The sequence below is a fragment of the Megasphaera sp. UPII 135-E genome (genome assembly GCF_000221545.1).
Lineage (GTDB): Bacteria > Bacillota > Negativicutes > Veillonellales > Megasphaeraceae > Megasphaera > Megasphaera hutchinsoni.
The window spans coordinates 35,563-61,700 of sequence record NZ_AFUG01000049.1 but is presented as its reverse complement, the minus strand read 5'-3'; the positions used below and the strand labels follow the sequence as shown (position 1 = coordinate 61,700).

General features: G+C 40.6%; 21 protein-coding genes. 20 read left to right on the top strand and 1 reads right to left on the bottom strand.

The window, feature by feature from the left end:
- Position 1 precedes the first annotated feature (1 nt).
- The 3 genes from HMPREF1040_RS07440 (at position 2) to HMPREF1040_RS07430 (ending at position 3,488) form a co-directional block, all read left to right on the top strand.
- Positions 2-1,285, top strand: a complete 1,284-nt coding sequence (locus HMPREF1040_RS07440) for a DUF445 domain-containing protein (protein ID WP_007393338.1) — start codon at positions 2-4, stop codon at positions 1,283-1,285.
- Positions 1,286-1,484: 199 nt separating this feature from the next.
- Positions 1,485-2,030, top strand: a complete 546-nt coding sequence (locus HMPREF1040_RS07435) for a glutathione peroxidase (protein ID WP_007393313.1) — start codon at positions 1,485-1,487, stop codon at positions 2,028-2,030.
- Between the two features lie 132 nt (positions 2,031-2,162).
- Positions 2,163-3,488: an aromatic amino acid transport family protein gene (locus HMPREF1040_RS07430; protein WP_007393332.1), complete on the top strand. Its 1,326-nt coding sequence runs from the start codon at positions 2,163-2,165 to the stop codon at positions 3,486-3,488.
- A 57-nt stretch (positions 3,489-3,545) separates the two neighbouring features.
- Here the strand turns inward: HMPREF1040_RS07430 and HMPREF1040_RS07425 are convergent, their stop codons facing one another.
- Complete coding sequence (locus HMPREF1040_RS07425; protein WP_036257976.1) at positions 3,546-4,409, bottom strand: mechanosensitive ion channel family protein; 864 nt, start codon at positions 4,407-4,409, stop codon at positions 3,546-3,548.
- Positions 4,410-5,045: 636 nt separating this feature from the next.
- Between HMPREF1040_RS07425 and HMPREF1040_RS07420 the strand changes: the two genes are divergently transcribed.
- The 17 genes from HMPREF1040_RS07420 (at position 5,046) to HMPREF1040_RS07340 (ending at position 26,124) form a co-directional block, all read left to right on the top strand.
- The gene (locus HMPREF1040_RS07420; protein ID WP_007393339.1) at positions 5,046-5,990 is read left to right on the top strand and encodes a cation diffusion facilitator family transporter; all 945 of its coding nucleotides are present in this window, start codon (positions 5,046-5,048) and stop codon (positions 5,988-5,990) included.
- 25 nt (positions 5,991-6,015) lie between these two features.
- The gene (locus tag HMPREF1040_RS07415; protein ID WP_007393311.1) at positions 6,016-7,056 is read left to right on the top strand and encodes an ADP-ribosylglycohydrolase family protein; all 1,041 of its coding nucleotides are present in this window, start codon (positions 6,016-6,018) and stop codon (positions 7,054-7,056) included.
- 106 nt (positions 7,057-7,162) lie between these two features.
- Positions 7,163-7,909 (top strand): IclR family transcriptional regulator, encoded by a 747-nt coding sequence (locus HMPREF1040_RS07410; protein ID WP_007393310.1) that lies wholly within the window; start codon positions 7,163-7,165, stop codon positions 7,907-7,909.
- A gap of 42 nt (positions 7,910-7,951) precedes the next feature.
- Positions 7,952-11,362: a PD-(D/E)XK nuclease family protein gene (locus HMPREF1040_RS07405; protein WP_007393344.1), complete on the top strand. Its 3,411-nt coding sequence runs from the start codon at positions 7,952-7,954 to the stop codon at positions 11,360-11,362.
- Positions 11,349-14,990 carry a helicase-exonuclease AddAB subunit AddA gene (gene addA / locus HMPREF1040_RS07400; RefSeq protein ID WP_007393334.1) on the top strand — a complete coding sequence of 1,214 codons (3,642 nt, stop codon included), beginning with the start codon at positions 11,349-11,351 and terminating at the stop codon, positions 14,988-14,990. Before HMPREF1040_RS07405 ends, addA begins: the two co-directional genes overlap by 14 nt.
- A 9-nt stretch (positions 14,991-14,999) precedes the next feature.
- Entirely contained in the window at positions 15,000-15,659 is a 660-nt protein-coding gene (gene sdaAB, locus HMPREF1040_RS07395) for an L-serine ammonia-lyase, iron-sulfur-dependent subunit beta (protein WP_007393293.1), read from the top strand.
- A 10-nt stretch (positions 15,660-15,669) separates the two neighbouring features.
- The gene (gene sdaAA, locus HMPREF1040_RS07390) at positions 15,670-16,554 is read left to right on the top strand and encodes an L-serine ammonia-lyase, iron-sulfur-dependent, subunit alpha (RefSeq protein ID WP_007393296.1); all 885 of its coding nucleotides are present in this window, start codon (positions 15,670-15,672) and stop codon (positions 16,552-16,554) included.
- A 236-nt stretch (positions 16,555-16,790) separates the two neighbouring features.
- The gene (locus tag HMPREF1040_RS07385; protein WP_083818379.1) at positions 16,791-17,489 is read left to right on the top strand and encodes a suppressor of fused domain protein; all 699 of its coding nucleotides are present in this window, start codon (positions 16,791-16,793) and stop codon (positions 17,487-17,489) included.
- A 19-nt stretch (positions 17,490-17,508) separates the two neighbouring features.
- Positions 17,509-18,243: a hypothetical protein gene (locus HMPREF1040_RS07380; RefSeq protein WP_007393354.1), complete on the top strand. Its 735-nt coding sequence runs from the start codon at positions 17,509-17,511 to the stop codon at positions 18,241-18,243.
- 15 nt (positions 18,244-18,258) lie between these two features.
- The gene (yqeC, locus tag HMPREF1040_RS07375) at positions 18,259-19,047 is read left to right on the top strand and encodes a selenium cofactor biosynthesis protein YqeC (protein WP_007393323.1); all 789 of its coding nucleotides are present in this window, start codon (positions 18,259-18,261) and stop codon (positions 19,045-19,047) included.
- Positions 19,047-20,060: a polysaccharide deacetylase family protein gene (locus HMPREF1040_RS07370; RefSeq protein ID WP_007393356.1), complete on the top strand. Its 1,014-nt coding sequence runs from the start codon at positions 19,047-19,049 to the stop codon at positions 20,058-20,060. Before yqeC ends, HMPREF1040_RS07370 begins: the two co-directional genes overlap by 1 nt.
- 239 nt (positions 20,061-20,299) lie before the next feature.
- Positions 20,300-21,319 carry a 3-deoxy-7-phosphoheptulonate synthase gene (gene aroF / locus HMPREF1040_RS07365; RefSeq protein WP_007393294.1) on the top strand — a complete coding sequence of 340 codons (1,020 nt, stop codon included), beginning with the start codon at positions 20,300-20,302 and terminating at the stop codon, positions 21,317-21,319.
- Positions 21,320-21,344: 25 nt separating this feature from the next.
- The gene (aroB, locus tag HMPREF1040_RS07360; RefSeq protein ID WP_007393349.1) at positions 21,345-22,415 is read left to right on the top strand and encodes a 3-dehydroquinate synthase; all 1,071 of its coding nucleotides are present in this window, start codon (positions 21,345-21,347) and stop codon (positions 22,413-22,415) included.
- Positions 22,412-23,704, top strand: a complete 1,293-nt coding sequence (gene aroA / locus HMPREF1040_RS07355; RefSeq protein WP_007393292.1) for a 3-phosphoshikimate 1-carboxyvinyltransferase — start codon at positions 22,412-22,414, stop codon at positions 23,702-23,704. The genes aroB and aroA overlap by 4 nt, the downstream gene beginning before the upstream one ends.
- Complete coding sequence (gene aroC, locus HMPREF1040_RS07350) at positions 23,701-24,795, top strand: chorismate synthase (protein WP_007393295.1); 1,095 nt, start codon at positions 23,701-23,703, stop codon at positions 24,793-24,795. Before aroA ends, aroC begins: the two co-directional genes overlap by 4 nt.
- Positions 24,792-25,619 (top strand): shikimate dehydrogenase, encoded by an 828-nt coding sequence (locus HMPREF1040_RS07345; protein ID WP_007393298.1) that lies wholly within the window; start codon positions 24,792-24,794, stop codon positions 25,617-25,619. The genes aroC and HMPREF1040_RS07345 overlap by 4 nt, the downstream gene beginning before the upstream one ends.
- Positions 25,606-26,124 (top strand): shikimate kinase, encoded by a 519-nt coding sequence (locus tag HMPREF1040_RS07340; RefSeq protein WP_036257971.1) that lies wholly within the window; start codon positions 25,606-25,608, stop codon positions 26,122-26,124. Before HMPREF1040_RS07345 ends, HMPREF1040_RS07340 begins: the two co-directional genes overlap by 14 nt.
- The last annotated feature ends 14 nt before the right edge of the window (positions 26,125-26,138 follow it).

Genomic DNA, 26,138 nt, shown 5'->3' with positions numbered 1-26,138 from the left:
GATGACCTATCGACAGCGTGCAAATGCGATTTTAGGCTTATCAGCCATATGTTTTATGGCTATTTTGTGGTGGTGGTACACGCACACGTTGAGTGTGGCAGAAGAATTATTGTTCTTCGTTATTCAATCGGCTTTAATTGGCAGTATTGCCGATTGGTTTGCCGTGACAGCGTTGTTTGAAAAACCGTTAGGATTTCCTTATCATACGGAATTATTGTATCGCAATCGAACGCAAATTATCGAAAGTATCACACGAATGATATCGGAAAAATTATTGCAACCAGATAAATGGAAGGAAAAGCTGTATACCCTATCCTTTATGGACATGTTTATTCGATGGATTCAGAGTCCGACAGGACGAGAAAAATTTCGGGCGATTCTCTTTGAAGTATCTTTACGGGCATATCGTTTTGTCGCACAAAATAAAACCCAAGAAAATATGGTTCATCAAATTCGTATCTATTTAAAAAGACAGCCTTTGGTCAGTTTTTTTCAAAACAGACTGATTTCGTTATTAGAAGACCCTCATAGCAGCATGTTTCATGATGCCATTCATTTGGGGCGGCGTATTGTCGATAGCGATGAATTTGATAATATGTTGGTACGATTATTTCAGCAATGGATGGAAGAATCGAAAAATGCACCGAATGCAATTATTACAATTAATAAATTTTGGGGTATTGTTGACACCAAAAAAATTGCCCAAGACATTAGAGGGGGAATTTTAACGTGGTTAGAAAAATGGGAAACGGCGGAAGGCGAAGAACGCGAATGGCTTTGTCGTAAATTTGAATTGTTTTTATATTCGATGAATGGACAACTAGCCTATGCCGTGCAAAATTGGCAAGATCAATTTGTCGATTCACTTCCTTTAGAACAGTGGTTGCAGGCAACGCAACGAGCTAGTCAGAAACATTTCACAACGGGAGAAGTAGGCAAAGAAGAATTGAAAGATATGCTAGAAGAGCAAGTATTACGGTATCTTGCCTATTGCCAAGAACATCCAGAAATAAAAGACTGGTTAAACGAACAAATTCGGCGGGCTTGTTTAGTTGTTTTAGATAATGAAAAATCTTTGATTGCGACAGCTGTAAAAGATGTATTGTATGGTTTTGATAAAAAACGCTTTAATGCTTTTTTAGAAACAAAAGTAGGCGAGGATTTGGCGTGGATACGTATTAATGGTGCTATTGTTGGGGGAACGATTGGGTTTTTAGTATTTTTATTTCTTCAATTTTGCTATGATCCATGGATATCGCCTTTTATTCAACAACTATTTTTATAAGAAAAAAACGGATGTTAAAAACATCCGTTTTTTTTGTATTCCTTATAGGATAATCTATTGATTTTATCTTAGAAATATGGTATTATTTATCCATAATAAAAAATGATTACTAATTAATAATGAAAAACGATAATTTTATTAAAAACGCAGATTTTATGCGTTATATATACTACTAAGAGAGGTAAAAGGAGGATGCACGATGAGTGTATATGATTATTCAGTAAAAGATATTTTAGGAAATGAAGTAACGTTAGATGCGTACAAAGGAAAGGTATTATTAATCGTTAATACGGCAAGTAAGTGCGGATTTACGCCACAATACGATGGATTGGAAGCATTATATAAAAAGTATCAAGATAAAGGCTTGGTTGTATTGGGTTTCCCTTGCAATCAGTTTTTGGAACAAGAACCAGGAGATGCAACGGAAATTCAAAGTTTCTGTAAATTAAATCATGGCGTAACGTTTCCCTTATTTGCAAAAGTAGATGTACGGGGAGAAAATGCTATTCCTTTATATAAATATTTAACAGAAGCGGCACCTTTTAAAGGGTATGAATTAAATAAGCAAGGCGGCCAAATCATTAAAGATGTGGTAACCGAACATTATCCCGATAATGTAGAAGGCAATGGAGTAAAATGGAATTTCACTAAATTTTTAATTAGTCGTGATGGTGAAAAAATAAGTCGTTTTGAACCGACGACAACACCCGAAGAATTAGATGAAATCATTGCAGCTACCTTATAATTGGTCTGTATGAGATAGTTTGGCAAAAAGCACAACGAAAAATATGTTTCGTTGTGCTTTTTTCTTTTCAAAATTTGTTTTTTTCGATAAAATAAAATTATTATTTTTATTATCTTATTAAGGGGAAGACTTATGAAAAAATTACAACGTTGTATGGATTGGTTCTGCGGTGCAGGGAACTGTCAAAAAAAATCAGGGATGAATCAGCAGGATTGGCAACAAGCTACGGCATTTACGTCAATGGATTTTGGTTGGATCATCTTATGTGTTGGTATGTCCCTAGGGGCTGGAATTATTTTTTTACCCATTCAAGTAGGGCTATCAGGCTTGCTTGTCTTTTTGATAGCAGCTTTAATTGGCTATCCTATTGCTTATGCACATCAAAAGTTATACTTAAATGTATTGATTGAGGCCCCAATATGTGAAGATTTTGCTGGAATTATTTCAGGATATTTAGGAAAGAATTGGGGCTTTTTTTTAGGTATCTTATATTTTATTTTTACGACTATTTTAATTTTCTTATATTCTACAGCCTTAACGAATGATAGTGCTTCCTTTTTAATGACTTTTGGCGTTACAACATCTAATATGTCAGAAAACATATGGTATGGATTAGGATTAATTACAGCTATTGTTCTCATTGCCTCACAAGGAGAGAAGGCCTTAATGAAAGTATCGTCAGGCATGGTTTTCGTTAAAGTGATAGTGATCGCCTTGTTAGGACTGGTTATGATCCCATTATGGCAGGTAACACATATGTTTATCCCTTCGGAAGCGGCATATATGATTAAACACGTTATTATCTTATTGCCTTTTATTGCTATGTCGATTGAATTTTTTGTCGCATTAGGGCCTATTGCTATCTATTATCGTTCACGCCATGAAAATAAAGTTGTTGCCCATTATCGCTCTTTACGAATATATCATTTGGCATATGTTTTTTTGGTAGTGCTAGTATTGTTCTATACGATTTCCTTTAATTTAGCAATGCAACATGATCAAATTTTACAAGCTTATGCGGAGAATATATCCGCATTGGCGTTAGCGGCAAAAGACTTAGATGATACATGGTTTAAACTACTGAATTTATTATTAAATATATTTGCCGTGGTTACGGCTTATTTTGCCATGTTTTTAGGCTTTCGTGATGCTTGTATGGGTATTTTTAGGAATGTTTTAAAACGATATATGTCAGAACAGCACATTAATCAGCAGCTACTGTTGTATGGTAGTAGTGTATTTTGTATACTTCTTTGTTGGGGCATTAGTGTCTTAAATATTCCTATTTTAAGAGTAACCCCGTTCTTAGGTGCTTTGATTGGGATTATTGCTTGCTTTTTGCCCGTTTATGTCGTGCTGATGTTGCCTGATTTTAAAAAATATAAAGGGAAGGTCTTATATCCTATTGTGGGTATGGGGATTCTTTTGATGATTTCTCCTTTGTTGGCATGGTTGTAAGACAATACAAAAACAGCAGGAAAAACAAGACATCTTGTTTTCCTGCTGTTTTTGTATTTATGAAGAACGTTTTTCATCACGTTGGAGATGAACTACTCGTTGTGGATAGGGAATATCAATTCCATGGGTATCAAAAGCGTCTTTTATAGCTGATAATAAAGCATATTTAGTCGATAGAAAATCACAGCCCTTTACACGTGGATAGGCAACAATACGGACAGCGTTATCGCCAAACTCACGAATGCCAATTTCGACAGTATTTGCATTTAATACAGTCTTATTTTGGTGTAACACATCTTTGATGACTTGAATTGCTTGATGATGGTCATTATCATAGCTAATGTCTAAGCATAAAGGAATGTACCGTTCATCAAGATAGGTGCTATTTGTCACAGGACTGGATGTAATATGGGAATTGGGGATAAAGATCATTTTATTATCTTTGGTTATAATGGACGTATTCATCAATTGTATGCCTTTAATTTTTCCTTCTATTGTATCAATGGTCACCCAATCGCCCGCTTTGAAAGGTTTAAAAATTAAGATTAAAATACCCGAAGCAAAATTCGCTAAATTGCTTTGCATGGATAGACCAACGGCTAAACCGAAGGCCCCGAATACAGCAATAAAGGAACTAGTGGGAATTCCGATTTTATTGATTGCTGATAACAGGACTAAAGCCATTAGGCCATAATAAATAATTTGACTAATAAAGGTGTTGACTGTATGGTCATAATGGGCATGTTGCATCATTTGACTGACTATTTTTTTGAAAAATTTAGCGACATAACGACCGAGGATTAAGATGAATAATGCATATATTAGGTTAGGTCCGTGCATTAATACAAAATGGGAAATCGTATCGAGGGAAAATAGTGTTTTTGTGAATTCCGTCGATAAAGCAGTAGTGGTTGAATTCATAAGCAAAATCCTTTCTCTTGTTTTTTTTTATTGTATCTTGTAACAGCGGTAGTGTATAGAGCAAAAACGGAAAGAAAAGGAGACTATTTGTAAACTATTCATAACATCTGATGTTTTTATCATAATTACCTGCATAACGTTATGATATTATATTGTTTTTTATAATCATATCATTAAGTTGTTTTGCGAGCGATCTATTTTTTATTAAAAATAACTTTCTTTTCATGTGTAACATAGTAAATTGAATAGTAGCGGATTAACCGCTTGTCAAAATAAATATGTGGATAGAATGGAATATGTGCGGTTACGGTAAATTTTTAAATAGTGCTTATTTATAGCTATTTAATAAGCTTTACATATACATAGTAGACTAGCATACCAGTTTTTGATATACTATAAATAAAGCTAAAATTTATATAATATACCAATAATTATATTTTGTAAACACTTAATTTAAAAGGAGGGTATATAATGCATATTTTGAATAACACTGGCTCTGAGTTGTTACCTTCCCGTGAAGAAAGTGATGTAGACGAGCGATGTTTTTGTAGAATCCTTTTTTTAGCGGAAGTACGGTATTATAGTGCGTATTTGAGCTGTTCCTGATAGATAAAAAAACTATCAGGAGGATATAACATGAATAGCAGTATATTAGTAAATAGAGAAACGCGATTATTATTATTATCCGCATTAATGATGGGTGTAGTCGCTGTTGGCGGTTTGGTAATGGGCATATGGAGCCATTCACAAGCGATTTTATTAGACGGTATTTTTTCTTTAGTGGCCATTGTTATTAAATTATTGATGATGTTTACGGCCATGTTGACAAAACAAGAATCGAGTCGACGATTTCAATTTGGGTATTGGCAATGTGAGTCTTTTGTGATGTTGATGGAAGGTGTTTTTACCCTTTTCATCGTAGCTTATGCTTTGAGCGTCGGTATATGGGGATTATTGCACGGTGGTCGAGAAGTTGAATTTGGATTAGCCGTATATTATGCAATCTTTTTTACGATTGGTGATTGGAGCTTTTATGCGTATGTTTATCAGGCGAATAAAAAAGTAAAATCTTATCTTGTCCATTATGACAATCTGAGTTGGTTAATTGACGCTGTATTGGCTACGGGGTTATTGATTAGTTTCAGCGCAGCCTGGATGTTACAATTTACACCATATGTGTATTGGCAGATTTATGTAGATCCACTTATTATGATTGTGTTAGGCATACAAATGGTATCACCGTCATTGAAAATTTTAATTCCATCGGTTAAACAATTATTAGGGATTGCACCATTGGAGCTCCATCAACATGTCCAACAGGTTATGGATGGCTTTTTGAAAAAGTACGGTTTTCAAGATTATGTGTCGAGCGTGCAAGTGTTTGGACGAGCGAAAATCATTGAAATAGATGTATTGTTACCGTTGGATTATCCGATTCAGCGCGTGTCTGATTTTGATGAAATAAGAGGAGAAATTGATGCAGCCTTAGGGTATCGTTCTTATGAAAAATGGGTAACCATTACATTTACTACGACTACTAAATGGATGGCACGGGATTATGATAATGACGGAGTAGTATAATTATTTTTAGGAGGTGGCGTGTATCATGGAAAAAGCAGAGCGGTTTAGAGGTTGTTTTTTTGGCGGTGCTGTGGGGGACGCGTTGGGGTATTTATTGGAAAAATTAGATCTCAACACGATTCATCAACGCTATGGAACACATGGATTAAGAACAGTATTAGCCTTACCTGAGCATGGCAACAAGAGCATTATTTCTGATGATACACATTTATCTCTTTTTACGGCGGATGGTATTTTATGGGCCGCCCATGAAGATATTTCTTTTGAACAAGGATTGTATCAGTCCTACATGCGTTGGTATTATACACAGACTGAAAGAATCATTTCGCCAGAACAAGCTGACTGGATGAAACGGCAACAGCATGAAAATCGGTGGAATTATGATATTATGGGCGAAGAAAAAGTATTTGCTCGCCGCTATCCGCGAAAAAATTGTTTGGTTACGTTAGCGGCAGGTGCCTTTACCCCGGGAAAAGCGGCCAAGAATACGTGCAAAGGTAGCAGCGTATTACGCTCAGCTCCTATTGGCTTGTATTTTTCTGATGATATAGAAAAAGCATTTGCTGTGGGTTGTTGCTCTGGTTGGATTACCCATGGCAGTCCGACTGCATATTTAGCGGCTGGTTTTTTGAGTGCTTTGATCGCTTCTTTGGCACAAGGAGGCGAATTGCGTATCGCCTTAGCAGAGGGATTTAGACTGTTACAACAAAAGCCCGAAGGGGTTTCCTTATTAAAGCAATTGTTGCATGCTGTGGATGAGGCCGTATCGGATCACAATCCGATTCATTCGATACAAACGTTGGGCTTAGGATGGTCTGCTGATGAAGCCCTATCTATTGCATTGTATTGCCTTTTAAAAAATAATTCTTTACGAGAAGCGGTCATTATGGCATGCAATCAAGACGGTGATAGTGATACGTGTGGTGCCGTATGTGGTAGCATTGCCGGTACGTTGTATGGAGAAAAAGCAGTGCCAGCACATTGGAAGAAGAATTTAGAGTGCCATGATATATTAGATACATTGGCACAGGCTCTATGTGAGGCACAGCAAGAAAAAACGGCATGAAACATGCCGTTTTTTCTTATCTCAAGATAGATTGACAGAATATTGATTATACGTATAATGAAAAAAGATATGGCAGATGATAACGGAATTATAGTGGGGGGCACATATGATTGAATCAATAGATCGGGCATTAGCTATATTACAATTATTTTTGCAAGAAGAACGACCATTGGGTATTACGGACATCAGTAGTCAATTAGACTTACAAAAAAGCACGGTTAGTCGGACGATTGAAACACTGGAAGCACGTGGTTTTGTTTATAAACAAGCTACGGGAAAATATTGGCTAGGGTTACCGTTGTATTCTTTAGGGATGTTGTATAAAGAAAAAGCAACCTTACAGAATATTGTATATCCCTATGCACAAGCGTTGGTAGAAACGTGTCGAGAAAGTGTGCATTTAACCACCTTTGCCCATATTTCCATGAAATATCCTCAACATGTAATTTTAGAAAAGATTAAAGCACCACAAACGATTGATTTAGCACCACCTGTCGGTGCGATACGAGCCAGTTACTGTTCTGCTTCTGGTAAATGCTTGCTCGCATATTCCCCGACTTATCGAAATACTTATCGGGGGTGTCGATTACAAAAATTTACGGCCTATACCTGTACGGATTGGGATGTATTGGAGCGCGAGTTAGCACAAATAGAAAAACAAGGATATGCCGTAGAAAAAGAAGAAGTAAAATTGGGTATGGCCTGTGTTGCGGCCCCTATTTTTCAACAAGGAAAAATTCAAGCTGCCATTAGTATTTCTGCCCCGATTGCACGCTTTTCCGATGATGGCGAAAAGAGATATATACAGGCGATTGTGCAAACGGCAAAAGAAATTACGATGGCATTACAGTAGCATAAGGAATGGTGTAGAATAAGCACTAATAGGAGGTAAAAAATGGCAGTTCAGATTATCATAGGAAGGAGTGGCAGTGGGAAAACACAATATTGTTTTGACGCCTTACATAAGCATATTGAGCAAGGTAAAAAAGCACTTTTTATTGTTCCCGATCAGGCTACGTATACTATGGAACGCCGTTTTGCTGAATATATGCCCAAGCAGGGGTACATGGGAGTTCAAGTACTAGGCTTTTCACGGCTAGCTTATTGGATATTACAAGAACGAGGAAAAACACAAGTATCCATATCTGATTTAGGAAAAAAAATTGCATTGCAACGGATTTTGCGTGAAAAGAAAGCGTCTTTTTCTGTTTTGCGTAAAGCGGCGTTACAACCTAATTTTGCGGATACGGCACGCCAGTTTATTGAAGAATGCCGCTCTTTCTGTATCGAGCCAACCCATTTGCAACAAGCGGCAAACCATGTTGCGGAGCCATTACTACAACATAAATTACAAGATATGGCTCTCATCTATGAATGTTATTTACAATTCTTACAAGCACATCTAGGAAGTACGGATGATTTATTATCCGCTGCCATTAGAGAAATAAAAGGGATCCCTTTTTTGCGAGATATTTGGGTAGGTGTAGATGGGTTTCAATGGTTTACACCTAAACAAATAGAAGTATTAATGGCGTTAGAAGCAGTAGCATCTGATATATGGATTACGTTACCGATGGAACCGGAGCAAATGGCCTGGCAACATCGAGAAACAGCCTTATTTCATCGCTCTTATGTCGATTACAGAAATATGCAAAAGAAATTTCCTCATGCGGAAACAGTCGTTTTATCTCCGATAAATAAAAAAGCATTATCAGAATTAGTGTATTCGTTTTTTCAGGCGAAACCACGCAATCAAATCAAAACAATTCCAGGGTTATCTGTATGGGAATGTACGTCAAAAGAAACTGAAATTGCTAGTATTGCTGGAGAAATTCAATCTTTATGTCGAAAAGGATATCGGTATAAAGATTTTTTAATCGTTGTTCGCTCTAGTGAAATGTATAATGAAATGGTAGAGCGTATTTTTGCTACCTATGGTGTGCCTGTATTTAGTGATTATCAAAGGCCGATGACGTCGCATCCCATTGTCGAAACGGTACTTTCTCTATTGTCTGTATTACAGAGCGCTTGGGCGTATGAACCGTTGTTCCAATTGCTAAAAAGCGATTTATTTCCCATTGCTCGTGAGCAAGTTGATCAGTTAGAAAATTATTGCTTGGCCTATGGTATTCAAGGGTATCATTGGTTAGAAGAAAAAGATTGGTCGTATGGTAGAGCCATCGTGGGTATAGATGGGATGAAAACGAAAGGGATTGCTGACGAAACGTTACAAGAGATTAATCTTATTCGTCAGGATATTCGTCAACGCTTATGGCCTTGTTGGCAAGCTTCGCGGACATCGCATACCTTACAAGAGTGGTGTACGTTATTGTATCAGTGGTTGCAGCAGCTTGAAGTACCTCAGACTTTGCAGCAGTGGCAAGAAGAAGAACAAACGTGTGGGCATGCAATGGAAGCCAAAGAGCATGAACAAGTATGGAAAAAGTGGATGTCCTTTTTGCATGAATTAGTTACTCTCTGTGGAGATGATATCGTATCGTTAGAAGAATTTTTGACTTTTATCAAAGACGGAATTGAAACTTTACAATTTAGTTTAATTCCGCCGACCTTAGATCACGTCACCTTAACCTCTATAGAACGAGGATATACTATGCAAGGGCGTGTAGTTTTCCTATGTGGCATGAATGATGGTGAATTTCCTAAACGTAATGGTGAAGAAGGTGTATTTCACGAACGGGATCGCCAGCAACTAGAAGATGCTGGGCTTTTACTAGCACCAGGAAAAAGAATTCGCTCCTTACAAGAAAAATTTCTGTTTTATTTGGGATTGACGCGGGCAGAAGAAAAAATATATCTTACGTATGCTTTGACTGATACGGATAACAGTGCGTTAGAACCATCTCTTTGGATCAAGCAATTAAAAGAACGGGGATATGTAGAAACATATCGCTATATGGATGGAACCTTGCAAGAAGGGGAAGAAGAACGTCTCATTACGGGTTTTCCGGCGGCGTTACAGTTATTGCCATCTCAATTGCAACCGTCGACCCAGGGGGAAGTCGTTTCACCTATTTGGTGGGCCGTATATGATCAAGCGATATTGCTCGGTTATCATGACGATGTATGCCGTATCGTACGGGGATTATTTCATCAGAATACCCCTGTCACGTTGTCACCGGAAATGGTCCGCAAGGTATTTGCACCGGATGGCGTGTTGCGTGGTTCCGTGACTAAGTTTGAACAATATCGAGCTTGTCCTTTTGCCTATTTTTCACGTTATGGGTTACAACTGCAAGAAAGACAAAAATATCAATTTGCCGCACCCGATTTAGGTATGTTAGTTCACGGAGCATTGAAATATATCGGTGATGATTTATTAACGCAGGGGAAACAATGGCGAGATTTAGACCGAACGGCGATTCCTGATATATGTAGACAAGCAACAGAAGTTGTCGCTCCGTTGGTACGTCAAGATATTTTGATGTCTAATGCTTATTTTTTGCATATTAAAGAACGGCTTATTCGTACGTTGATTCGTACGGTAGAGCAATTGAAGGCATTTAGTAGCACCTCTGATTTTAACATGTATGCCTTAGAACAATCTTTTGGGCGCATGCCTAATTCATGGCCATCCTTGGATCTTTCTTTGTCGAACGGCTTTCAAGCGGCTATAATAGGACAAATTGATCGAGTGGATGTCATGAAACGAAATGATAAATTCTATCTTGTTGTTATGGATTATAAATCAGGGCGTAAAGAGTTGGCATTGCAGTCCGTTTTTATGGGCATAGAGTTACAATTACTGACATATATGTATGTAGCGCTATTACAAATGGAGGGGGATGCATTACCAGCGGCCGTATTGTATTGTTATGTGCGAGATGATAAACAATCGTTGAAACATTGTCTATCGGAAGAGGAGAAGGCTGATTTATTTTATAAAAGTAATAAAATGAATGGTTTCTTTTTAGATGATGGTGAAATTATGAAATCCTTAGATATTTCGATGCATGATTATTCGGCATTTCTTAATTTACGGCTTAAAAAAGATGGTACGCTTAGTAATGCAGGCAATCAAATGTATACAGAACAAGGGTGGGCGTATATGCTTTCTATGGTACGCAGACGTTTATATGAAACGGCATTACGCATTACGGATGGATATATAGATATTGCTCCGTTACGGCAAGGAATCTCATCGCCTTGTGTATATTGCCCATATCAAGCAGTTTGCCGTTTTGACACGCAATGTGGCAATGCCTATCATGTGTGGCAGCAAGAAAGCAATGATGTCGTGCGAGATAAAATTCGCCAAGAGGGAGAAAAAGAAGATGGCATGGACTAACGAACAACAAGCAGCGATTATGAGCCGTGGTCAAACGTTGTTATTATCTGCTGCAGCGGGTTCAGGCAAAACGGCTGTATTGGTTGAACGGATTGTACAACGTATTATCGACTCGCCGTCTTCGCCGGATATTACTGATGTTTTGGTCGTTACGTTTACGAAAGCTGCAGCAACAGAAATGAGAGATCGTATTGCCGTTGCCTTGGCGGATGTTGCAGAAAAGACAGGTAGAACAGATATTGAACGACAATTGGCGTTGTTGCCGGCTGCTTCGATATCGACATTACATTCCTTTTGTCAGGATGTTATTCGTAATTATTTTTATACAATTGATTTAGATCCGTCTTTTATAATAGCGGGCGAAGAAGAACTCAGTCTACTTAGAAAACAAGTAATGGAAGAGGTTTTGTTATCCTATTATGAATCGGAAACGAAGGCGAATATACTCTATCCGATTGTCGATATGTTTGGCACTGCTCGTGGTGATGATGTTTGTATGCAAACGATTGAACGCTTGTATCAATATGCTATCAGCATGCCTTGGCCTTTGCATTGGTTGCAAGAGGCGGCCAAAGCCTATGATATTCCGAACGGTACAGGTATAGATAAGTTAGCTTGGAGCAAACCTATTATCATGGAAATACAACGGATGCTACGCGAAAACATCCGGTTATATGGACAACTTATTGAAAAACTTAGTGAATATCCGGCGTTAGAAAAAGGATTATTGCTGTTTCAGCAAGAACAACAAGTCTTTATTACGGCTGCATCTAAAACGACATGGCAAGGGTTACAAAAAGCCCTTGTTGCCATAGAATTTTCACGCTTGCCTTCATTTCGTAAACTGGATGAAGTGGATAAAGCTGTGTGGGAACAGTGTAAAAAAATTCGTACGGATATAAAGAAATATATTCAAGATCAGGCCGTGCCTACTTATTTTTCTGTATCAGAAGACTCGTGGCTTGCGGGTATGCAAACGATGTATCCCATTATATCGGGGTTAGTTGACATCACTACTGATTTTTTTAATGCGTATAGAGAGGCGAAAAAAGCAAAGCAATGGATTGATTTCAGCGATTTAGAACACTTGTGTCTGAAGATTTTATTGGATCCGGCATCTACACCCGAACAGATTATTCCCTCTTCTGTGGCGTTAGAGCTGCAACAAAAATATAGTGAAGTTTTAATGGATGAATATCAAGACACGAATGGCGTACAAGAAACGATCATACAATTAGTATCGCGAAAAGATAATCGCTTTATGGTCGGGGATATTAAGCAAAGTATATATCGCTTTCGTTTAGCCGATCCAACGCTTTTTTTGCAGAAATACACCCAATTTAGTCGAGAAGAAGCAGCAACGGAACGGTGTATCGACTTGTGTCGTAATTTTCGTAGTGCTCCGAGTGTATTAGCAGCGGTAAACGAAATATTTGAACAGGTAATGACCGAAGAAACAACGGGTCTTTCATATGGTTCGCGAGAACGTCTTTATGCTGGACGCGAAAAACTGGATGACGAAGCGTGGGTTGGTGGTAAGACGGAAATACATATTTTGGTGACAGATGCTGATGAGGAAAAACGGTTGGCAGAACCGGCGGAAGAGGAACTCTTGCCCGAACAGACGGCGTTTGAAAAAGAGTGCACGCTTATAGCAGAACGTATACAAGCACTACTTGCTAGCGGTAAAAAAATTGCTAATAAAGATGGCTCATTAGAGCCATTGACGTATCGGCACATTGTTATCTTATTACGTTCTTTGGCAGGAAAAACGGCCCCGTTAACCCAATGTTTACAACAAGCTGGTATTCCTTCTGTGGCAGAACAGCGAGGTGGATACTTTGCAGCCATTGAAGTACAGGTTATGATATCCTTACTACAATGTATTGATAACCCTGAACAAGATATTCCTTTAACAGCTGTTTTACGTTCGCCAATTGTCGGGATAAACGATATCGCCTTAGCTAATTTACGGACTTGCCAAACCGGTTCTTTGTGGCAAAATTTGCCGTATTTTGCTAGTCAGATAGCACAGGGAGAAGAGCAAAAACGGGTACAACAATTTTTACGACAATTTGAAGAATGGCGTACGTACGGTCGTAGACATGGTATTGCAGAGCTAATTTGGCGGCTCTTTACAGATACCTCATATTACGATTATGTTGGGGGCTTACCGGGTGGTAGCGTGCGACAAGGTAACTTGAAGGCCTTGTATGATCGGGCTCAAGCTTATGAAAAGGTAGGGTATCGTGGTCTATTTCGCTATATTCGGTTGCTTGAAAAAATGCAAGAAGATGGCGTTGATTTAGCACCAGCTAACGTGTTGGGAGAACATGAAAATGTCGTGCGCATTATGAGTATTCATAAAAGTAAGGGGTTAGAATTCCCTGTCGTTATTGTTGCGGATATGGGCAAAACCTTTAATCGTCGTGATACGAATGAATTGATTTTATGTCATCACACGTTGGGCATCGGCATTAAACAATACGATTCACTCTGGCGGATGCTCTATCCTACCTTGGCATGGAATGGTGTGCGAACGCAGTTGGCTTGGGAGAGTACAGCTGAAGAAGAACGTATTTTATATGTTGCAATGACACGAGCAAGAGATAAATTAATCCTTGTAGGACATACGAATAAGATGAAGCACGATTTGTTATGTTGGCGACATCGGGTACATCCGGCACAAGCAAAATCGTATTTGGATTGGGTGATGTCGGTCGTATTAAATAAAGTCGATAATTTCTTGATGGAATCGCTGGAAAACAGTAAAATATGGGAAGACGATATATGGCAGGTGCAAATTCGTGGTGCCGTTTCACCAGAAACAGGGGAAGCATGTGCTAAGACCGCTGACGCACGGATAGAAGCGGTTCGTCAAGGTATATTGACCCAAACACCAGCACCAAGATGGTTGCTTTCTGCTTTACGGTGGCAATACCCCTTTCCTGAAGCTGTGCATATGTCAGCGAAAATTTCCGTATCGGAAATTAAACGACAACATTCGCTAATACAGCAGGCTGACAATGAAGAACTAAGTGAACCGTTGATTAAGCCATTAACGGAAGAAAATCCTTTTATGATACCGCCTGCGTGGGAACGTCTACAACAAGACCGTGTGAGTGGGGCTATGCGAGGTACGGCTATGCATAAAGCCATGCAGTATATTCCCTTGCAAGTTGATTTATCTTTAGCGGATATTCGGGCATATCTTGTAGAGCAAACGCAAAAAGGTCATCTTACGAGTGAAGAAAGTGAAATGGTGGATATAATACATTTACAGGCTTTTTTGCAATCTGACATAGGTAAGTGCATGGCAAGGTCACCAGAAGTGCATCGAGAATATCCTTTTAGCGTTTTATTGAAACAAAATACATACTTGCCTTCCTTAGAAAAAGGCGAAGCTGTTTTGGTACAAGGGATTATTGACGCCTTGTTTCTTGACCAGGATGAATGGATTTTATTAGATTATAAAAATGATTTCCTACCCGATAAAGAGGCGTTTATTAAACGATATCGCGTACAATTAGATATCTATAAAGAAGCGATTGAACAAGTTACAGGTAAACGGGTAAAAGAAATGTACTTATTTAGTTTTTATTTACAACAAGCGATTATTGTACCTTAAGGAGGATATATGGGTGTATTTGATGTAGTTGGTCCCGTTATGATTGGGCCATCAAGTTCGCATACGGCTGGTGCAGCAAGGATTGGCCTCATGGCACGAAATATATTAAAAGAAGAACCAATAAAAGCAGAGATTACCGTATACGGTTCATTTGCGAAAACGTATAAAGGACATGGCACGGACCGTGCACTCGTGGCAGGTTTATTAGGATTTATGGCAGATGACGTACGCTTACGCAATTCCTTTGAAATTGCTGCTCAACAAGGGGTGGATATTACTTTGCAGCGTAGCGATATAGAACCGAATCATCCTAATACGGTACGGATTGCCATGACGGGACGATCGGGCAAACAAATGGAAGTTATGGGCGTTTCGCTAGGTGGCGGGAAAATTGAAATCCGTGAAATTAATGGATCGGCCGTAGCGTTGAGTGGAGAAGAACATACGCTCATTACGGTGCATCGAGATTTGCCCGGCATTATTGCTCAAGCCACGACAATTATGGCAACGGGCAATATCAATGTATCGAATATGCGTGTATTTCGTAGTGGTAAAAATGCCATGGCCGTGATGATTGTATGTACAGATAGTCCTGTACCGGAAGAAATGGTACAGGCGATAGGGAAAATTCAGGCGATTGACAGCGTTGTTACATTATTACCGTTGTAGGAGGAGATACATGTTTCAATACGAATATAAATCAATACAAGATTTAGTAAAACTAACACAGCAATATCAAACAACTTTGGCAGATATCATTATTCGTCATGAAATGGAACAAGCGGAAAAATCAGAAGGCGAAATACGGCAATTAATGGAGGAACGTATTGTCGTATTTCATGAATCCGTGCAAGCCGGTCTGAACGATACAGACCGTTCTGTTAGCGGTTTAGTTGGTGGTGATGCGGCACGGGTACAACAACATCCGGCTATTTTCCTGGGAAGTTTAGCTAATAAAGCACTTAGTTATGCGGTTGCCATAGCCGAAGCCAATGCGAAAATGTTTAAAATTGTCGCCTGTCCTACGGCGGGTAGTTGCGGCATTGTGCCAGCTGTCTTATTAGCCGTAGCAGAAGAGAGACATATTGGCAAGAAAGAACAAGGCGAAGCTATGTTTATTGCTGCTGGTGTCGGTGCGGTGGTATCACATAAAGCGACCGTTGCCGGTGCTGTCGGCGGTTGCCAAGCCGAATGTGGCAGTGCGGCTGCGATGGCAGCTGCGGTGGCGGCCTATCTCTGTGGAGGGACAACGACCCAAATTTTACATGCATTTGCCTTGTGCATGAAGAATACCTTAGGCTTAGCTTGTGATCCTGTTGCAGGGTTAGTAGAAGTACCTTGTGTCAAACGAAATGGCTGTTATGCCGTACTTGCATTGACGGCAGCAGAAATGGCACTTGCTGGAATTGAAAGTGTTATTCCGCCAGACGAAGTTATTGAAGCGATGGGCGAAATTGGTAGATTGATGCCAGTCGCGTTAAAAGAAACATCCGAAGGTGGCTTAGCACAAACGGAAACGGGAAAAGCTATTGCGGCACGCTTAGAAAAAGCGATGAATGCATAAGGGGAAAATAAAAGATAAAACGAGTCACTTCTTATAGAAGTGACTCGTTTTTTGTTATGGTGTCAAAGAGAGGATTTTGTTCTCTACACAAGTAGTGTACTATAGAATGTACAACTTTACAATATAGATAAGATTATTTACATGTGAGGCTGATAAAAGGATATTAACATACCTTTTATAGGCTAAGTAAAAGGTATATGGTATAATAATCATAGATACTAGAAAAGAGGAGAACCATGATGCGAGTGCAGAATAAATGGGAAAAGAAAGGTTCTTTTTTCAGCAAAAATATAAAGAAAAGTACATATGAAGCAGACATCGGTGCATTTTTTCGTGCTCGTTTTCCTCAACATCAAGCGGCATATATAGAGAACAAAAGCAAGGATACGGGAATTTCTTTACAAGTATTGTATCCCTGTGCCATAGAGCCATTTTATATCATTCACACTATTGGGATGAATCACCCTTCTATGGTGACGAAGGGGCAACATCAGGATATAGGCGGAGCTGAATTATGGTTGATGGTTACGGTGTCATGGCCTTTTTCAAAGTTTCCGATAAAATTAGATGATACAGCGGCGTGGCCGTTGCGATTACTGCTATGTCTTGCTGAATTTTTTCATCGTTATCAGGTAAAGGTGACAAATGGCTGGGTGTTATCTCAGGGGGAAGTGGCGGTACCCTTTTTGAAACAAATGCCTTTATCCGGTGTGATCATGTCGCAGCTATCTGGTGAACTGGCGGCATATACTATGCAAGACGGTCGAAAGGTAGAGTTATTTATGCCTATTTTAGTATATCAAGAAGAATTATCTTTATTATCAGATATTAGTACGGATGACTTGGTAGAGTCGGTCATTGCGTGTAATAATGATTCCTTTCAGCTACAACGGCAACGTCCGAATGTAGCGGATATGGAATTTATTCTTATATAGTAGGGAAGGAGCGATCCTTATGAAAGAAAGACACAATACGTACATGTACGAAGAACAGGAAATAGCAGCAGTGCTTACGCCTTGTGAAAGCGAATGCGAAGCAGGTGTATATATTTCTGATTGTGTGGAAGAAATTGCCATTGGGGCGAATACAACATTACAAGTGTTGCGAAATAATACCCTTTTACAAGATATAGCCGGTGGAACGTTTGTTCAATTTTTACAAGATATACAAGATACACTGGAAACAGATCCGCTATCCATAGGAGAAGTTATTGCCTCTAAAAATCCTCAATCGTTGCTCATCCCCTTTTTAATTTCCTTAAAGGTAGATGTGGTTTTACGGCATAAAGGCCGTATGTGTGTACGTGATTATATATCTTGCCCACCCTTGGGAGAAGATATTTTAGAAATACGCATTGCTAAAGAAAAAGTATATGCTGCTTATGCGGCGATACGACAAGAAAAAACGCAAATACCTTATATTACAGCGGCGGTGGCCGTACGAGAAGAAGGCTGGCGAGTCGTTATTGGTGCAAGACCGGGCGGTGCATTAGTAGCCCATAATGCGAGCATCGAATTGACGGAAAAAGGGGTTACCGTTTGTGAAAACGTTGCCCACTTGGCGGCAGAAGAAATGGCTGTTAGCGATGACGAGTTATGCACCGCGCAAACACGTCGGGAATATATTAAGCAGATCGTAAGAGCATTGGTACAAAAGGCATGGCACGGATATAGTCGTGTGGTAGAATAGAAGGGAGATATAGCTATGACAGCAGATAATCGGTGGCTACGTATGTTAAGACCGGGGATTACAATGATTTTAGGTGCAGGAGGAAAAACAACTGTTTTAGAACGCTTGGGAACGTTTGGCCATGCAAATAAATATCCATTGTTGGTGAGTAGTACCGTGCCGGTAGACAGTGCAAGAGTAGATAATGTAGAACCATTTGATGTGATTTGTACGGACGATATAGAAAAAGGGATGGCTTTTTGTGAGGAACGCATTGCTACGGGACATTTGCCCGCTTGGTTTAGTCGGTTAAACGAAGAGGATTGTTATGAAGGGTTAAGTCCTACTCTTATTGATCAGATAAAACACCATCATCCGGCATGGTACATTCTCATTGAAGGGGATTATACGCAAAATAAATGGCTCAAAGCACCGTTACCTAATGATGTTCCCTTACCAGTAGATTGCGATTTGGTGATTGGCGTAGTCAATTTGCAAATGTTGGGTATGGCGTTGACGGCAGATAAAGTTGCAGGCATTGAAACGGCAACCGCTATCATGGGCCGTGCACACGGGGCTATCGTAACCCCGTCGATGCTGGCAACCTTGCTTATGCATCCACGTGGCTTATTTCGTGGAGCCGCCTGTGCGAAAATCCTTTTTTGCACGGGGTATAATGCAGTACAACATCGCATGACGTCAGCTTTATTAGACGATTTAACAGATCTTGACTTAGAAGCTAGCGTACTTGCTGATGGTTATCGAGATACATGTATAATTCGACAATACGTATGTTATGGTGTGAGTCGAGATAGGAATGAGTAATGAGAAAAAATAAACATATTATTATTATTAGTTTGTGTGTCATTATTTTATTGGGAATTAGTGGCAGTCTAGCTTTTTACCATTTGGAAAAAGCTATGCAGGAATCTACTACATCGGGGTTAAAAGACGAATCAGTAGTACAGCGTGTTATTTCAACACAACCGGCTACATCGCCACAAGAAAAAACGCCCATTACGCCTAAAGAAGAACAACCTACGGAAGAACCCATGATGGTTCAACCTGTTACACCTAAGAATGATCAAGTAACCTATCTTGATGATGCCTTTACGCTTCCGGATCCGCATGAAAATCGACCTGTTTATGATAGATATACCATACGGCAACGCCAAGAAAAGGGCTTACCGCTTACGTATGGGGCAAAACGAGATTATTATTACGGTAAAAAAGTCGTATATCTAACCTTTGATGATGGACCGGATAAACAAAATACACCGGCAATTTTACGTATTTTAAAGCAGGAAAATATTAAGGGAACCTTTTTTTTAGTTGGTTTGAATGTTGTCAAACATCCTAGTATCGTGCGTGCTATTTTTGAATCGGGAAATGCCATTGGCTTGCATTCTTATACGCACAATTATAAGAAACTATATGCATCACCGCAGAATTATATGGATGAAATGATGATGACGGAAGATGTCATATATCGTATTTTACAAGTACGACCGATTATTACACGGGCTCCTGGCGGTACGGCTGGACATTTTACGAAAGCTTATTGGGATACGATAAAACGCTATGGCTATATTGAAGTAGGTTGGAATTCCTTGACGGGGGATGCGGACGGCACGGGTAAAACGGCAGATAAGGCATATCGCAATATTGTATCGCAAATACAACAGCAACCCTACTTACATACCCATTTAGTCATTTTAATGCATGATTCCGCTGGGCATGGTGAAACGGTGGCCGTATTGCCGAAAATTATCCATTATTTTAAAGAGCAAGGCTATACATTTCGGGTGATTACACCGGCAATACCTCCCGCATGGTAAAAAAAATATTGACAAATGTATTCAAAACAGCATATGATAAACGAAATATCAGGGCATTGCATATAATTCTATTTTTGAATGTACTGATAGGATGAAAATATAAGGTTGTTACAGCAGATATAGCTATATCCATTTTAAGCCGATGATATACAAGTATGGTTTATGGTAAAAACCTTATAATAATGGTAAAGCAGGCTCATAGGAGTCTGCTTTACCATTTGTTATAAGGGGGAGGGAATATGATAATCATCATAAAATCAAGTAGTTCTTTATTGGAGATAAAACGATTAACAGATACATTGCAAATACAAGGGTTACAAATAGAACGCATTGAAGAAAAACCAAAAATGGTGCTTCGCGTTATGGGGAATACAAAACAAAGAAATTACGAACAGTGGCAACAATTTTCTTGCGTTGAGCAAGTTATTCCACTAGAAGTTCCTTATACACAAGCGGCCCGTGCTTTTCATGCAGATGATACGATTATTACGTTGAAAAATGGTAGTACCATTGGCGGTAAAAAACTCGCTATAATGGCTGGTCCATGTTCCGTAGAAACAATGGAACAAATGCAGTATTTGGCAACAAAAATGGCAACGTTAGGGGCAACGGTTATGCGTGGTGGGGCCTTTAAGCCACGGACATCGCCCTATTCTTTTCAAGGATTGAAAGAAAAAGGCCTTGATATGTTATGTCGTACGGCAAGGGCAGCCCATTTACCCGTTGTAACGGAAATCATGGCACCGCATATGATTGATATCTTTTTGGAAAAAAAAGTGGATATAATTCAAATTGGTGCGAGAAATATGCAGAATTTTGACCTCTTGCAGGCCGTAGGCAAAACACAGGTACCTGTACTTTTAAAACGAGGACTTTGTGCGACTATTGAAGAATGGTTTATGGCGGCAGAATATATTATGGCTGCGGGAAATCCGCATGTGATATTGTGCGAACGGGGGATTCGTACGTACGAAACGTATACGCGTAATACCTTAGACCTCAGTGCGGTGCTAGCGGTAAAACGGCAAAGTCATTTGCCTATTATTGTTGATCCTAGCCATGCTTCAGGGAAAAGATGGATGGTACCGGCCTTAGCCAAGGCAGCTATTGCATGTGGTGCCGATGGTATTATGGTAGAAGTACATCCCCGGCCGGAAGAAGCATGGTGCGATGGCGAAGAATCGATTACACCTGAAACCTTTGGCCAGTTAGTTGATGATTTACGTCAGTTAGCACCGTTAGTAGGACGTGAAATATAGCCAATAGATGATAGAGGAGGCACATATGATAGAGATTCCAATTAAAACGGAGCAACGTACATATTCCATTCATATTGAAAGGGGAATCCTCGATAAGGTAGAAAACTATTTTCCTACGTCCTTAGCACCTAAGACGGTTGTTATTATTAGTGATCAGAATGTGTATGCCCGGTATGGGAAACGGTTGGAACGTAGTATTAACAACATGGGCTTAGTCGTACAACCGATTGTTTTTCCAGCGGGAGAACAAAGCAAATCCATGCATATGGCGATGGATATTTATCGTCAATGCATGGATGCGGGTATTACAAGGCAAGATTGCATCCTTACCTTAGGCGGTGGTGTGACGGGAGATTTAGGCGGTTTTGTTGCTTCTACCTATTTACGGGGAATTCCCTTTATCCAGATACCAACGACGATTATAGCACAGGTTGACAGCAGTATTGGGGGAAAAGTTGCGATTAATGTATGTGGCAGGAAAAATCAAGTTGGCTCCTTTTATCAACCTCATGGTGTATGGATTGATCCCGACTTATTACGTACTTTACCGAAGCGGTTTATTCGTGATGGCATGGGGGAAGTCATTAAATACGGTTGTATTCGTGAAGAACGCTTAATTACACAGCTTGAGGCCTTAGATGAACAACGTATTTATTCTCATTGGGAAGAGATTATTGCGACTTGCTGTCGAATAAAAGGGGAAATTGTACAACATGATGCCTACGACCGAGGGGAACGACAACTATTGAATTTTGGTCATACCCTTGGTCATGCAGTGGAAGGAGCAGGTCAATTTCAGTGCTATACGCATGGCGAAAGCGTTGCCATTGGCATGTCCCTTTTGACAGCACAGACAGAAACCTTGCACCTCACCGAAGCAGGCGTAACCGAACGCTTACGACAACTGTTACAACAATATCATTTGCCCATCACCACGGATATTCCGTGGGAGAAAATGACACCTTTTTTGCAACAAGATAAAAAAAGACGAGGTGACAAGATCACGTTGGTCGTTCTTTCTCGTATGGGACAAGCCGTATTATATCCTGTTTTATTTTCCGCGGTGGGAATTTATTTGAAAGGAACGGCAATATGAAATTACAAATTATGGCAGCACGGTGGCAAGGTGAAATTGATGTGCCTTCCTCGAAAAGTATGGGGCACCGGCACTTGATTGCTGCTGCGTTAAGTCGGGATACTAGTTATATTAAGGGAATAACACCGTCCGATGATATCGAAGCAACCATTGAAGTTTTACGCAGTTTGGGCGTAGACATCCAACGACAGGCGGAAGTGCGTCCTCATAGATACACCTATTCGGTACAGGGCGGTATGCAGTCCTATTCCCACCCGATAGTATGTGATGCCCGTGAATCGGCCTCAACGTTGCGATTGCTATTACCTCTAGCTATATATAGTGATAATCAAGTTTTATTTACGGGGCGAGGACGATTGACACAACGCTCATTGGCTCCTTATCAAGCCTTATGTATGCAACAAGGAATATATTGGCAACAAAGTGAACACACATTCCCTCTTACGGTACAAGGTCATTGGACGGCAGGAACTATGGCTTTACGAGGGGACATTAGTTCTCAATTTTTTTCGGGCTTATTATTCGTCTTGCCGCTGCTAAAAGAAAGTTCCACGGTTATAAGTACAACGCCGCTTGAATCGGCCGGTTACGTTAATTTGACATGTGCGTGCTTGCGAGAACACGGCGTAGCGATTCAAGCGAAAGAAAATGCTGCCTATTTCATTCGCGGCGGTCAAACCTATCGGGCTGGTACCTATCACGTTGAAGGAGATTATTCACAAGCTGCCTTTTGGTTGGCTGCGGGCGTTTTGCGTGGCACCCTTACTTGCAGTGGGTTAAATCGCAACTCCTTGCAAGGCGATCGACAGATACTTGCCCTTTTACAACAAATGGGCGGACACGTAGGTTGGGAAGGGGATAAACTTACGGCTAGGCAATCGAATTTACAGGGGATAGACATAGATGTTTCGGGTTGTCCCGATTTATTTCCCGTATTAGCTGCCGTAGGCACACAAGCGACAGGCGTTACGCGACTTTATCATGCGGCACGATTGCGATACAAAGAAAGCGATCGTCTTCATGCCATGGCAACGGCCTTGCAAACATTAGGTGCAACGGTGACGGAACGAGCCGATCAGTTATGTATTGTCGGTCCGACACCGCTCCGCGGCGGAACGGTATCGGGTAGTCGTGACCATCGCATTGTCATGGCGTTGGCCATATTAGCACCTTTTTGTCAGCACGCGTTACAAATTGAAGACGCCCAAGCCGTTGTTAAATCATATCCCTGTTTTTGGCAGGACATACAGAAAGTAGGAGGTCTATTAACACAGGAGGAAACCATATGAATACCATTGGCACGCGTGTGCGTTTAACCCTTTTTGGCGAATCACATGGCCCTTCCATTGGGGCTGTATTGGATGGGTTGCCACCAGGCGAAACGATTGACTGGGCAGCCGTGCAACGTGAAATGGCACGGCGTCGGCCGGGACAAGGTCCATGGACGACTTCTCGCCAAGAAACAGACGCCTATACGATTGAAAGCGGATATTTTCAAGACAAGACGACAGGCACACCTCTTTGTATACGCATTTACAATGAAGATTGTCAAGGACAGGACTATCAAGCTGGTGTAGTTCGTCCCGGTCACGCAGATTATACCGCATATATACGCTATCACGGTTGCCACGATTATCGTGGCGGAGGGCATTTTTCGGGACGTTTAACGGCACCGCTCGTCTTTGCCGGTGCCATTGCTAAGCAAATCTTACAACGCCGTGGTGTATATATGGGAGGTCACATTTTACAAGTGGGGAACATTAGCGATCGTCCCTTTTCAGCTCTCGGTGAAAGCAAAGATACCTTGCGTACCTTGACAACGCAAGCATTGCCCTTACTAGATAGTACACTACGACCACGCATAGAAGAAGCCATAGGTAATGTGAAAGCCGAGGGCGATTCCTTAGGAGGGATAGTCGAACTAATGGCAAGCGGTCTTCCCGCCGGTCTAGGAACTCCTTTTTTTGACAGTGTCGAAAGCGTTCTTAGTCATTTCTTCTTTTCCATTCCCGCGGTGAAGGGGGTTTCCTTTGGTAGTGGATTTGCTTTGGCGACGATGAAGGGATCTGCAAGCAACGATTCATTCTACTATGAAAATGGCACTGTATATACGCGGACCAATCATAATGGAGGCATTAACGGCGGTATTACCAATGGTATGCCTCTTATTTGCCAAGTTGCAATCAAAGCAACCCCTTCTATTGGCAAAGTGCAAGAAACGATTGATGTACACGCCGAAAAGAACATTACCCTGGCGATACGAGGACGACATGATCCGTGTATAGTACCTCGCGTTGTTCCTGTTTTAGAAGCCGCTTTGGCGTGGAGTTTACTAGACCTATGGGAAGATAGTGAGGGGATAAGAGGAGGGCACATATGAAATTCGGCTTATTAGGAAATAATACCCATAGCCTATCGCCACAGATTCATCAACATATATTTGATGACCTGGGGACAAATGATACATACACCTTACTTGCTTATGCCACAACCGATATGGACGTGCTTTTACAGCAGATAGAAGCAGCGGGTTTTGCAGGTATCAATGTGACGATTCCCTATAAGACGGAGGTCATCCCTTTTTTAGATCAGCTTTCGCCGGCCGCACAAACTATTGGTGCCGTCAATACCATTGTTTTCGCAGCGGGAAAGCGGTATGGATATAATACCGATTATGACGGTTTTCACCTGGCATTACAGGCACATGGGGTGAATATTTCCGGCAAAACCTGTGTCGTCTTGGGAACAGGCGGTGCATCCCGAGCAATCGTTGCCCTGTTACATGCACAAGGGGCAAAAAATATCCGTCTTATCTCGCGACAACCATTGCAAAAAAAAGCAGATTGCCTATATGCAGAAAAATGGGGTGGACATATTGAATCCTATGCGGAACTATATGCCCGGCCTACTTGCGATATTCTCGTCAATGCCACGCCGGTCGGTATGTATCCACAGATAGAGGCAAGTCCACTCATGACTTTGCCGGTAGGAACGGGTGATGTCGTTATCGATATTATTTATCGTCCGCAAGAAACACGGCTTTTACAGCAGGCACGCCAACAGGGAAAACAAACGATTAACGGTATGTACATGTTAGTTGCACAGGCCCTACGGGCAGAAGAAATCTGGCAAAAACGAACGTGGCATACCGCGTATATTCAATACCTTGTCAAGCAGATGGAGCAAATTAATGGTGAAACATAATATCATTTTAATCGGCATGCCTGGCGTTGGGAAAACGACATTGGGCCGTTTAGTGGCACAACAAACGGAACTTTCCTTTGTTGATTTAGATGAATGGATTGAGCAACATAGCCACCATGACATTCCCTCTTTATTTGCCCGGGGAGAAACCTATTTTCGTGATTGGGAAAGCAAGGCGTGTCAACAGGTGTCTACTTATGAACACACCCTTGTGGCAACTGGTGGTGGCGTTGTCTTACGAGCACAGAATATGACCTTATTGCAACGAGCAGGGCATATTCTGTGGCTATATCGTCCGTTATATCAACTGATGCGGACGTTGCAAGGAGAAAATAGACCGTTATTACAAGGAAGTAAGACAAGATTACGAACCTTATATAAAGAACGATATGAGTTATATCGCCAATATGGCGATGCTTGTATCTGTAATACGAAAACAGAGCAACAAACGATAGATAAGATGACTTGTTATATTCAACACTATTTCGCTGCGAACAAACCATAGACAGCGAGAGGTGT